This is a genomic window from Cohnella sp., from assembly GCF_041640265.1.
Taxonomy (GTDB): domain Bacteria; phylum Bacillota; class Bacilli; order Paenibacillales; family Paenibacillaceae; genus Cohnella.
The window spans coordinates 1-12,120 of record NZ_JBEQAP010000013.1 but is presented as its reverse complement, the minus strand read 5'-3'; the positions used below and the strand labels follow the sequence as shown (position 1 = coordinate 12,120).

Sequence of the window (12,120 nt, the reverse complement as noted above, 5' to 3'; positions counted from 1 at the left end):
ATTGTCTTCAAATATCTTTGCCAAACGCATAAACAAGGGGATATAGGGCATGATTTGCGACGATATGGGAGATATCGGGTGATTCGGCAGCCTTCTTGGCTGTTACTTCCATTGGAGAGGCAATTAGGAGCAATTAACGCTGTTGCCGGGGATTGGCGATTGCGCTAAACTTCCGAGGAAAGCAGTAAAGGGGAGGACCTTTCTTGGAAATTTTTCGCGCATTGAAAGAGTATTATTGGCAAGACAAAGGATTTCTTTGGGGTTCTGTAGCCGGATTAGCGATCGCGACTGCACTCGGATTGGTGTACCCGCTGCTTCTCGGAACGCTTATTGATGACATGATCGTTCCTGCGAAATTCGAAGGGGTATTGGGGTTATCGCTTATAGCTGTTGGCGTAATTTGCGTTAAAGCAGGCTTTCAGTATGTTCACGGCTTTAGCGGCGGACGTCTAGGAAACAGACTGGCCTATAGACTCCGTAATGCAAGCTACGAGAAGCTTCAGCAATTATCCTTTTCCTTTTACGACACGGCTAGAACTGGAGATTTGATGTCTAGGCTTACGGCTGATATCGAGGGGATCCGCAACTTCATCGGGTTCGGATTCGCGCAGTTGCTCAACACGATTTTTCTGGTATTGTTCGGCTTCTCTATGATGTTCTTCATCGACTGGAAGCTAACGCTAATGACCCTGGTTATAATTCCGGTGCTAGGTTTTATCGCAATCCGTTTCGAGCAGAACATCCATCCCGTATTTCGCTCTATCCGCTCGGTTGTTGGCCGTCTGACGGTAAGCGTTCAAGAGAACATTACCGGAGTAAGAACGGTAAAGTCATTCGCTCGAGAACCCTTTGAATTGAAGAAATTCGCAAAGGGAAACGTGGATTACAGAGACAATCACTTGCAGCTCGCGAATGTCTGGGCGAAATATTTTCCCATGATCGAGTTCATTGCTAATCTAAGTGTAGCAGCATTGCTGTTGGCCGGCGGGTGGCGAGTGATTAATGGGAGTTTAACGCTGGGTGATTTGGTTGCGCTCTCAGGAATGCTTGGCTTAATCGTAGCACCCCTCTGGACGCTCGGGTTTCAGATTAATAACTACACGCAATCTAAGGCTGCAGGCGAGAGATTGCTAGAGCTGCTGTATCAGCCAATTTCCGTGAAAAACAGAACGGATTGCCTGGTGCTCGAGGACGAAGCGGTACTAGGACATATTCGTTTCGAGGAAACGAGCTTTCGGTATGCCAACCGGGACGATCAGCCGTCTGCATTGCTCAGCTTTAATCTAGATGCGCCGGCAGGCTCAGTGATTGGCCTTCTTGGAGGTACAGGATCTGGGAAGTCGACTGCTGTTGGGCTTCTTCTGAGAGCCTATGATGTGGGTGAAGGATCAGTGACACTAGATGGAGTGGATGTACGCCATATCGAGCTTGCAAGCTTGAGGAGCCAGATGGCGATCGTCTTCCAGGAGTCGTTCCTGTTCTCGGCATCCATTAGAGAGAACATTAGCTATGGGTGCCCGGATGCAAGCTCGGAGGAAATCGAAGAGGCTGCGAGGTTAGCACAAGCGGAAGACTTTATCCGCGAGCTGCCGCTTGGCTATGATACGGTAGTAGGTGAACGCGGTATGGGTTTGTCAGGCGGTCAGAAGCAACGGATTGCAATTGCTCGCGCATTGCTTCGTAAGCCGAAGGTGCTGATTCTCGACGATGCGACAAGCGCGCTCGATATGGAGACGGAACATGAAATACAAACGGCGATTCGAAAGGTTATGGCGGGGCGAACTGTATTCTTGATTGCACACCGGATATCGACGCTCCGCCATGCTGATGAAATTATCGTGCTTGATCGGGGCCGTACCATGCAGCGAGGCTCACATGATAAGCTCATTAAACTGCCTGGCTTATATCGCGAAACTTACAGAATTCAATATGCTGATCGCCCCGAAGAATTGGATGCTGCGGCAAGCAGCTCTAAGAGCGCAGTAGAGAGAAGGGTGACGGGATGAGCCGCAAGTTCGTTTATCAGGATGACGAAGCCATTGTAAAGGCTTTTAACTGGAAGCAGATCGGAAGATTGTTCACTTTTATTAAACCTTATAAGGCTGGCGTTACTCGAGTCGTATTCGTGATGACCGTGTTCGGAATGTTATCAAAGCTCGCGATTCCTTTTCTCTTAGGTATGGCCATTGACCGTGCTATTCGACCTGAAGATGGTAATAGCAGCACTTCGTTGTTAATGATAATCGTATCCGCTATGCTGTTCATGTACGGAATGCGCTGGTGGGCACAGCGTTATACGATCCAGAAGACGAATGAGATCGGCCAAAAGGTTATATTTGATTTAAGAGCCGCGTTATTCCGTCATATTCAATCGTTATCGTTCCGGTTTTTCGATAAGCGTCCGGCGGGCTCCGTACTTGTCAGAGTTACGAATGACGTCAACTCGCTGCAGGATATGTTTACTAACGGCGTTATTAACGCTGTTATTGATATTGTTCAGCTTATTGGGATTACGATCATCTTGTTAGTCCTTGAACCCAAGCTGGGTCTTGCGGTAATGATAACCGTACCCTTAATGTTTATCGTGTCCTCCGCGCTGCGTAAACGAATACGGTTCGCCTGGCAGACCGTTCGGATTAAGCAATCCCGGATAAATGCCCATCTGAATGAAAGCATTCAAGGGATCCGAGTCACCCAAGCATTCGCGCAGGAAAGAGAAAATACCCAGTACTTCGATGAGATGAACCGCAGTAATATTCGTTCTTGGAACACCGCATCCGCGCTTAACCAGCTGTTCGGTCCCGTTATCGAAATTACATCTGCGGTCGGAACGCTCATATTGCTCCTATATGGTACTTATCTGATTCAAACCGACGTCTTGAAGGTAGGTGTGCTCGTTACCTTTATCACCTATGTCGGCAGCTTCTGGGAGCCTATTACGAGACTTGGCATGTTGTATTCCCAGCTATTGATCTCGATGTCATCGGCTGAACGCATCTTTGAATTTATGGATGAGAAACCAGCGGTTCCAGAGAAGGAAGACGCCGCTGCTCTTCCAGCGCTTCAGGGTAATGTGAAGCTCGAAGGGGTCACCTTCGGCTACGAGCCTGACCGGCCTGCTCTAAGAAAAGTCGATCTGGATATTAAAGCCGGCTTATCCGTAGCATTGGTTGGGCATACAGGCTCCGGCAAAAGCACGATCGTTAATTTGCTGTGCCGCTTCTACGACACGGTCGAGGGCAGAGTGCTGCTTGATGGGATTGATGTAAGGGATGTCACGATTGAAAGCTTACGCTCTCAGATTGGAATCGTGCTTCAGGACACCTTTATTTTCTCGGGTACGATCAGGGAAAATATTCGTTATGGTCGGCCGGGTGCAACCGATTCCGAAGTCGAAGCTGCGGCACGCTCTGTTCGAGCGCATGACTTCATCGTAGATTTGCCTGCTGGCTACGACACGGAGGTTCAGGAGAGAGGTAATGCTCTTTCAGTTGGGCAACGCCAGCTCCTTTCCTTTGCTCGCGCGTTACTCGCGAATCCGCGCATACTTGTTCTAGATGAAGCAACCGCCAGTATCGATACCGAGACGGAGCTGAGAATTCAAGAAGCGTTGTCAACTCTGCTTCAAGGTCGCACCTCTTTCATTGTAGCTCATCGATTGTCCACCATCAGGCATTGCGACCTCATTGTCGTACTTGATCATGGAGAAATCGTCGACAAGGGAAGTCACGATGAATTAATGAAACGACCAGGACATTATCGAAATTTGGTTGACGCCCAGTATCGGTTTTTGTCCGCATAAGCTTAGCCCAAACCGTCTTGTTGGCGATTAAATCGTCGACAGGGCGTTTTTTACTATTAAGCTAACTAGCAGAAGAGTTTAATGATATAGTGGTTGTTAGTAGTTAGGGTTGTTTATCGATTTTCATTCATGATAAAAATATAAAATAAGGGGTAGAGATATTTAGTGGCTAACGAGACAAATCAAAAAAAAACTAATGCTCAGTCAACCCATAAAAAATTATCGTGGGTTAAGTTTCTGAGGAGAGCCTTCTTTATGTTTGTTGGTTCAGCGTTTGTTTCAGTGGGACTAGAGATTTTCCTCGTTCCGAATAACATTATTGACGGTGGTATTGTCGGTATCTCGATTATTTTATCGCATTTATCAAAGCTTCCTCTTGGAATTTTCCTCGTTTTATTAAACCTGCCGTTTCTTATAATAGGTTATAAGCAAATCGGGAAAACATTTGCCTTATCCACACTATTCTCAGTTATCGTAATGTCTATAGGTACAACATTGCTCCATCCAGTGCCACCTTTAACTATCGATCCGCTCCTCGCTGCTGTCTTCGGAGGAATTATTGTAGGGGTCGGAGTAGGTCTAGTTATACGTTCAGGCGGCTCGCTTGATGGAACCGAAATTGTGGCGATTGTGTGCAATAAGAAATCACCCTTTTCTGTTGGTGAGATCGTCATGTTCTTCAATTTATTTATCCTCGGCAGCGCCGGGTTTGTGTTCGGCTGGGATCATGCGATGTATTCTTTGATCGCCTATTATATAGCTTTCAAATTGATCGACGTTGTACTCGAAGGCCTTGACCAGTCGAAGTCCGTTTGGATAATTAGCGAAAACAATCAAAGTCTCGGGGATGCTATTGTAAATCGGTTGGGACGCGGCATAACGTATTTGCATGGAGAAGGTGGATTTGGTGGGAATAAGAGGGTCATTTTCTGTGTTATTACTCGACTTGAGGAAGCAAAGTTGAAGGCAATTGTTGAGGAGATTGACCCCTTTGCTTTCCTTGCTATCGGCAACATACACGACGTAAAAGGTGGACGATTTAAAAAGAAGGATATCCACTGAGGGAGTGCCCCACATTTATGCAAGGGGATCTGAAACAATAAAACGGGACACGCTAGTTCAATACCGAAAGGGCTGCCTCGTGATAGCCCTTTATTACGCTAAGGGGCATGTTTCGCTAATTACATTACATAAACTTACTAAAAAAGCTGCCGGAGCATCCGGCAGCTTTTCGTTGACTAGATTATTAAATAGTTAGTTGCCGAAAATATCATGCATATTCTTTTCTGATTCTATAAGACCCTCTACGCCATAATATGGCGAATCCGCTTGTTTCGTTTTACTAATTGTTGTGTTTCATTCTTAACATTTAAAATGAGTAGGATTCGCCGTCATCTGGTACTAACACAATAGAAGATATTTCTTTTTCAGCAAGGAAGTTTTTTAATTCTTCTCTTGATAAGGTCCAGTGATTTACTGCTTCCATATGGACTGAAATGATTTTGGAATCTGGAGCTGCTTGATAAACGTGATAAATATCATCTTTACCCATTACTAAAGATCCGCCTTGTAGGAATTGATTATCCCCACCGTTAACGACAATGATCTCTGGCTTGTGGGTTTCGATTACTTCCTGAACAGCTTCATACCAAACCGTATCTCCAGCTACGTAGAACGTTTTCTCATCGGCGTGCTTAAAAACAACGCCACAAACGTTACCTGCGAGTTTTAATATTTCCCCTCGACCGTGTTCTCCTTTTGTTTTGATTAGCTGAATATCTTCAAAACGTGAACTTTCACTAAGGATTTCAACTTTTTGGAAACCAGCATTGCGAATTTCCTTTGCGTCTTCTTCATTTTGTACAAACATTGGGATATCTTTTGGCAGAATTTCTTTGGCTTTGTCATCAAAATGGTCTAAATGCAGATGAGTTACAATAACAGCATCAACATTTATAATGTTATCAAGGGAAGTGGGTAAGCTAACCAACGGATTAATTTGGTCCTGTCTTAACGAGTTAGGTAAAGGTGGGTAAGCCCCCTTGTCAGCCAAAAATGGATCAACTAAAAATTTCTTGCCTGCATATTCAACAACCAAGGTTGCATTTCTAATTAGTGTAACTTTCATGTTTATAGCTCCTTTGCTTTGTTATGTATTGATTGTATCGGATACATATTTTGGTTTACATAGCTTAAATCAAGTCATTTGGCGTTTTGACTTGAATTTTGAAAAACAATCAGAATTATATTACCTCATTTCAATGTATAGTGTTTTTATTTTCCACGAGGAGGATTATTATGGATCAAACCGACATGCTTATCTTGGCCGAATTGTCCCAAAATAGTCGTATCACAATGAAGGAATTAGGTGAAAAAGTGCATCTAACCGGTCAAGCAGCTTCAAGTCGTGTAGCGAAACTGGAGGATACTGGCGTCCTTGATACAAAAGAGCACTACATATGAAATAACTACAAAATTAGTGGGGATGGATGTTACCTCCTTGAGTGTAGATTCCCACCGAATGAACACGTAGATCAATTTCTTGATGGATTGAGCGAACATGCAAACTACAAAATGTCGATGGTTATTAAAAGATCGTGAGATCGATAGACAGCCCGTTACACATTTGTAGATGATGATTATATACATAGATGAGAGTTCAACGAAGACATCTTTCAGTTCGAACATACCAGTAGGAAAAGAATTCTGGACCTAAGTTGGCGACCCGAATTCAATCCAAAAGGAGAGTAAAATCAATGAATATTCGAGTTTTGGATGAGCACGATGCTAGGCTATATCAAGAATTACGATTAAGTGCGCTAAAAATCAACCCAGAGGCTTTTGGCTCAACTTATGAGCGAGAAGTAAAATTTTCACTGGAAACTGTAGTAGAACGAATGAAACCCACTAGTGACAAGGTTGTACTTGGGGCTTTTGATGTTAGTGATTCGCTAGTTGGAATCGTAGCTTTTGTACGTGAGAGCGGTCTAAAAACTGCTCATAAAGGTAATGTTTTTGGGATGTATGTTGCACCAGAAATGAGAGGGCAAGGTTTGGGAAGATCGCTAATGATTGAACTAATTAGGAAAGCAAGAGATTGCGATGGGATAGAGCAAATAAACTTAGCAGTCATGTCTGAAAATGACTTTGCAAAAAAACTTTACAAGTCTTTAGGGTTCAAAGTTTATGGTGTGGAAAATAACGCCCTAAAGTACAACGGGAAGTATTTTGATGAGGATTTTATGGTTCTAAAAGTATAATCTTCACTGAAATAACGGAACACGAGGGAGTTGAACAAACAAGGAGCAGTTTGCTACGGCTGCTGCTCCCTTTTTTTTATTAACGGGCAGGAGAGTGTGGCAAACGATTTCAAAAAAACTTTTAACGGCGATTGTCGTGCTCATATTCTCGACCATAGAGCTCTTCCGTGGTCTGGGCCAAAGGGAGATGTCTAACCTAGACTGGCTGCTTTTCATACTAGCGGTATGTCTTGCCTTCGCGGTTGCGTGCATCCGGCGATACGCGACGAAGACGCAAGACCGAATGATCCGGATAGAGGAGAACTTCCGTCATTACCGGCTGACCGGGCGAACGCTGGACTCGCGTATTTCGATCTCCCAGATTATCGCCTTGCGTTACGCCGGCGATGATGAATTTCCAGCCCTGTGTGAACGGGCGGCGACCGACGGAATGAGCCCTACAACTATCCGTTCGGCGGTTATGAACTGGCGCCTTAAAGAAAGGAAATAGTCTTAAGGACGTTTACGAGGAAAGAGTTCCACTATACATTAAGTATAGTGATAAAACTTTTGATTGCTCAAATAAGGATATTGAACATTGTGTTAGTGAAATTATAGAGAAAATATCCAGTTGAAGTGACGGAAACAGGAACTTAATAAATATCAGAAGGGATCGATAATGAATCTACAACTCATCGAAAAGCTGGTGAAGGAATGGGCCGAAACAAACTCACATTCATTAGGATTAAATGGCTCGAAGATAGAAGCTAAGTATATTTGGAATCCAGGAGGATTTGTTAACCAGTCTTATCGCTTATCCGACGGCGCAACGATTCGGCATATTAAACTCGCACAAGAACGGAAAGCTCCTCGTCTTAAACAGTGGGCTATGATAAGTGAACATCTGAGGAACAACTATAATGCACCTCGATTAATTGAAGAAGTGACACAAGAAATTATACCTGGTTATTCTTATGGTTTAGTGTTTGATTTCATTAATGGAAAACCACTAAGTTCCATCTCTAATCCAAAACCAGTTGTTGAAAAGGTTCTGAAAGCACTAAACCAATTACATTCAGATAAAGAAATCAAAACGGCCATCTCAAGTGAGGCTGGAAGCCATTCTTATTCAGAGGCATTTAATGAGGAGTACATAACTCGATTTAAAGAAGATTTACAAGTCATTAGATCTGAAAAGCAGTTGCTTAACTTCGTGACAGAAGAATCTTTAGATTGGTTTGATTCTGAAGTAGAGATATTAAGACAAATTGTAAGTCAGAACCCTTCTTTTCAAAAGAGAGCGACTGATGTAGTGCACAACGATATTAACTGGGAGAATGTCTTGGCGTATGAAAACAGTCATTTTTGGATTATCGATTGGGATGATTTAAGTGTTTATGGAGATGCTGCAATGGATTACTCCGTGCTTCTTTGGCCTCTGTATAAATCAAAAGATTGGCCGTTTTGGAAAAATCAAGTCATCGGTATAGCTGGTAATGAAATTTTCGAGCGGATTGAGTTATATTTTAGAGCGAAGCTCCTTGATGACGTGATTGATGTTCTTGCTGATTACATTGATGCGGAAAATGTACCACATGTGAAAGAAATGACTCAGAAACGGGCTAAAGAATTACATCTACGTTCCTATCCCGAATATCTTAGGCTATATACAGAGTAATATCTACTCCGTTCCCTACACATATCGAGGGGATAAGATTGCTAGATGCTGCTTTTTACTAGCACTTATGGTGAAGAAGGGCGACCGCCAACGGCTGAGGTTATTCATTGATCCATACCGCGGCGGTCGCAGACATTATTGGGTGTCAACCGTTCTGCCGTTGAGCGGCTGGACAGGGCGATGATTGTCGGAGAAAATAGCGCCGAAAGCTTGGATCTGCTTCTCTGATAGTTCAATCGGTTCCTCCAGCACGGTCCAGTCTACCCCTTCCGAGCAAGGAGGCGTCGTCAATGAGCCCTTATATCGGAATGCTTTCTTATCTTGTGGCAGCAGCGCGTTCAAATCAATGACTTGATCCAGCTTGAGATCTTCCTCGGTTTCATCCTTCGGAAGCTTCGAGAAGATTTCCGCCAGTTGTTTGTTTTCACTGCCTGACTTGATTAGAACGCCGAGCACGGCAAGCTTGCCTTCACTATTCTTGTGTACAAGATGCATCTCCATATCGAAAGTTTTACCGTTGATCTGGTTTTCGCTAGGTTTATGGAAATGCAGTTGAACGAGCGTGTAAACTTTGCCTTCAATGGTAATGGTATTGCTGCCGGATGCGTCATTCGCTTGAGCGGTATGCCCGTTGTTCATTAGGGTGAAGGCGGTCGGTTTATAATTGGTCTCGAATTTGCCTAACTCTTTGTCTACTTTTAATTGAGAAAGCTCAATATCGATAGGGGACTGCTCGGTTCCATTCGCGCATGCGGCATATTGCGTATCTAGAGTCGCCCATTTGGCAGGGTCCGTATCACCCGAGTAGGACCAATGAGGGGGCTTCGTTGCAGTTGCACCCGCACTGACACTGGCACTGGCACTGGTACTTGGTATTGCGCTATTTTGAGCAGCGCACGCCGCCAGCGGCAGAGTAAGTACAACAGCCATCATTCCACGAATTACTGTGTTTCTGTTCATTTACATTCTCCTCGTTTCTTCGTTTAAGTTCATCTTGGAAGATTCCACACCATATATTTAACATAAACGAGGATCATATCGTCTAGTTATAAAACGTCACTCTTTCGCTATGATAGATTGTCATATATGATATTACTTCCGATGTGACTACGAGATATAATGGAATGTAGCGAAGCAACGTGGAGGTATTGTCATGCGCGGTCAGATAGCACGATGGGAATGGTACGATTGGTTCATGATTGCGCTCAGGATTTGCTGGTGCGTTTCCATTATTGCGCTATTATGGGAAGTGGAGGGGCAGTGGAGCTTTCCGTTCTGGATTAAGATAGTTATTGCTTTCATTGTCATATCTGTTCCGTACCTGGTTATGCGGATCAATCAAGATCTGTATGCTGCCTGTGAGCTATTGCTTCCCGGAGTGATCCTGTTCCTGTTGAATAAATCGAACCCGGACACCCATTTGTATCTCCTTCCGATTTCTTTCATGATCGGATACAACAGCCCGGGTTATGCGTTCATGTGGCTGGCTCCTTTGACAGCCTTCGCTTTTCCGGCATGGCTTGGTTGGCATATGAACTACTCTTGGGATACCATCGTGTTTGGGATTATTTTCAATTATTGCGTTGTTTACGGATTGGGCTATGCCTTTCGTTTACTTATTACTTCGACTAAACAAAGCAAAATCATCGAAGAGCAGAACAGAGTGTTGGAGCAAAATATAAAGCAGATTGAGAAAATAACACTTCTGGAGGAACGTAACCGGCTTTCGTGCGAAATGCACGATACGATCGGGCACATGCTCACATCCCTGATCATGGGTATGGAGTCGCTTCGCGGGTCGATGGCTTCTGGCACGGAGAAGAGCAAGCTGGAAACGCTCCTGTCCCTCACGAGGGCGGGCTTCAAGGACATTCGCAGTCATATTCACGATATTCAAACGGAACAAACGGACTTGCCGCTTCCGGTGCTGCTGGATGAAATCGCCAGGGCCTTTGCGCAGCAGACCGGCGTGAAGATTGAGCTGGAACAGTCGGGGGATCCTATTCCTGTACCTCGACAAGGCCGGTTCACGTTCATGCGCTGTTTGCAAGAGACCCTGACCAATTCGGTTCGGCACGGCCAGGCGGATCGTATCACCGTGATGCTTCGCTTCGAGAAGGATCGCATTGCGCTGCAGATCCGGGATAACGGAACGGGATGTGAAGCTTTGCAGCCCGGATTCGGCATAACGGGTATGCGGGAGAGGCTCGAGGCCTTGAAAGGAAGCCTGCAGCTCCAGTCCGATCCTCGGAACGGAACGATCGTGACTTGCTCCCTGCCGTATCAATCGCCGGAAACTAAGCCAGTCATTCATGTCGTCATAGTGGACGACCAGCCAATCGTACTGGAAGGATTAAAGACCTTGTTGGAGAATGAGGACGGGATTCATGTAGCGGCTACCGCCGGGAACGGGCTTGAGGCTATTAGGATCTGCGAACGTACGAATCCGGATCTGGTTCTCATGGACATGCAAATGCCGGTCATGGACGGAATTTCCGCTTTACAGACAATCAAGCAAGATTATCCGGGAATCAAAGTGTTGATGATGTCCACCTTCGAGGAGTTGGATCAGGCGCTAACCGCTTTAAAGAACCGTGCTGACGGGTACTGCCTGAAGTCGGCGCAATTGCAGGAGCTTATTGAGACTGTACGCCTCGTCCATTCGGGGGGAACCGCGATTAATCGGGAGATCACGGCCAAAATGCTGGAGAGGTTCGATCGAGTTTCCGAGGTCGCCGAACCGGCCGATGTGGATCGATTTCTTTACGGATTAACCAAACGCGAGATGGAGATATTGCAGTTTCTGGATTCGGGAATGCGTTATAAGACGTTGGCGGCAAAGCTGTTCTTGTCCGAAGGAACGGTGCGCAATTACATTTCTACGATTTACGGTAAGCTGGGCGTCAGCAATCGCGAGGATGCGGTGGAGAAGGCACGTGCGGAAGGCTTGTTGACCGAGTAGGTTTGGTCATCCCAATATTATCTACGCAATTTGAACGGATGAATATCTTAAAGCGTAAAAGATAAAATTTTCACCGAAGAGAAAAGTATTGCGCACGGTCGTGCATGATTTCGAGGGATTGAAACCTATACGGAAAACCGGGCTATCAATTGGGATCGCATATCTCGTTTATCGAAGTCATTCCCGAACAATACAGCGGCCTGATCATTCCTGGTGGTAGAGCCCCCGAATATATCCGACTGGATAGACATAGCCCCAGAATCGTCAGTCATTTTTTCAATAGGAACAAACCCGTTGGCGTTAAATTCACGCCGTTTCGATGTAGAAAATGATGTGAACGGCGCAGCGAATATTTTGCGAAAAGTAGTCCCAACAGCAATAGCTTATGGGATAGCGGGGTTGGACGGTAACCAGTCCGTCAACGTGTCAACTCCACTGG

General features: G+C 45.1%; 9 protein-coding genes and 2 pseudogenes. 9 read left to right on the top strand and 2 right to left on the bottom strand.

Going from position 1 to position 12,120, the window contains the following annotated elements; all coding sequences use genetic code 11:
- Nucleotides 1-203: 203 nt before the first annotated feature.
- The 3 genes from ACESLK_RS11780 to ACESLK_RS11770 all read left to right on the top strand — a co-directional run bounded on the left by ACESLK_RS11780 (nucleotide 204) and on the right by ACESLK_RS11770 (nucleotide 4,864).
- On the top strand, nucleotides 204-2,006 hold the full coding sequence (locus tag ACESLK_RS11780) for an ABC transporter ATP-binding protein (protein WP_373229644.1): 1,803 nt from the start codon (nucleotides 204-206) through the stop codon (nucleotides 2,004-2,006).
- Entirely contained in the window at nucleotides 2,003-3,802 is a 1,800-nt protein-coding gene (locus ACESLK_RS11775; protein ID WP_373229643.1) for an ABC transporter ATP-binding protein, read from the top strand. Before ACESLK_RS11780 ends, ACESLK_RS11775 begins: the two co-directional genes overlap by 4 nt.
- 255 nt (nucleotides 3,803-4,057) lie before the next feature.
- The gene (locus tag ACESLK_RS11770) at nucleotides 4,058-4,864 is read left to right on the top strand and encodes a YitT family protein (protein WP_373229762.1); all 807 of its coding nucleotides are present in this window, start codon (nucleotides 4,058-4,060) and stop codon (nucleotides 4,862-4,864) included.
- 307 nt (nucleotides 4,865-5,171) lie between these two features.
- Here ACESLK_RS11770 and ACESLK_RS11765 read toward each other — a convergent pair whose 3' ends face one another.
- Nucleotides 5,172-5,930: an MBL fold metallo-hydrolase gene (locus tag ACESLK_RS11765; protein ID WP_373229642.1), complete on the bottom strand. Its 759-nt coding sequence runs from the start codon at nucleotides 5,928-5,930 to the stop codon at nucleotides 5,172-5,174.
- Between the two features lie 167 nt (nucleotides 5,931-6,097).
- On the opposite strand from ACESLK_RS11765, the pseudogene ACESLK_RS11760 reads away from it, so the two are divergent.
- From ACESLK_RS11760 to ACESLK_RS11745, 4 genes and pseudogenes are all read left to right on the top strand, one after another.
- Nucleotides 6,098-6,403 (top strand): annotated as a pseudogene (locus ACESLK_RS11760) (Lrp/AsnC family transcriptional regulator).
- A 155-nt stretch (nucleotides 6,404-6,558) separates the two neighbouring features.
- Nucleotides 6,559-7,062 carry a GNAT family N-acetyltransferase gene (locus tag ACESLK_RS11755; RefSeq protein WP_373229641.1) on the top strand — a complete coding sequence of 168 codons (504 nt, stop codon included), beginning with the start codon at nucleotides 6,559-6,561 and terminating at the stop codon, nucleotides 7,060-7,062.
- Nucleotides 7,063-7,156: 94 nt separating this feature from the next.
- Nucleotides 7,157-7,552: a DUF6526 family protein gene (locus ACESLK_RS11750; RefSeq protein WP_373229640.1), complete on the top strand. Its 396-nt coding sequence runs from the start codon at nucleotides 7,157-7,159 to the stop codon at nucleotides 7,550-7,552.
- Between the two features lie 168 nt (nucleotides 7,553-7,720).
- Complete coding sequence (locus ACESLK_RS11745; RefSeq protein ID WP_373229638.1) at nucleotides 7,721-8,719, top strand: phosphotransferase; 999 nt, start codon at nucleotides 7,721-7,723, stop codon at nucleotides 8,717-8,719.
- A 135-nt stretch (nucleotides 8,720-8,854) separates the two neighbouring features.
- On the opposite strand, the gene ACESLK_RS11740 is transcribed toward ACESLK_RS11745, so the two are convergent.
- Nucleotides 8,855-9,679 (bottom strand): carbonic anhydrase, encoded by an 825-nt coding sequence (locus ACESLK_RS11740; protein ID WP_373229636.1) that lies wholly within the window; start codon nucleotides 9,677-9,679, stop codon nucleotides 8,855-8,857.
- 193 nt (nucleotides 9,680-9,872) lie between these two features.
- Here ACESLK_RS11740 and ACESLK_RS11735 point away from each other — a divergent pair, with 193 nt between their 5' ends.
- Nucleotides 9,873-11,681, top strand: a complete 1,809-nt coding sequence (locus tag ACESLK_RS11735) for a response regulator (protein ID WP_373229635.1) — start codon at nucleotides 9,873-9,875, stop codon at nucleotides 11,679-11,681.
- 70 nt (nucleotides 11,682-11,751) lie between these two features.
- Nucleotides 11,752-11,980: pseudogene (locus ACESLK_RS11730) on the top strand (DJ-1/PfpI family protein); the annotation flags it as partial.
- Between the last annotated feature and the right edge of the window lie 140 nt (nucleotides 11,981-12,120).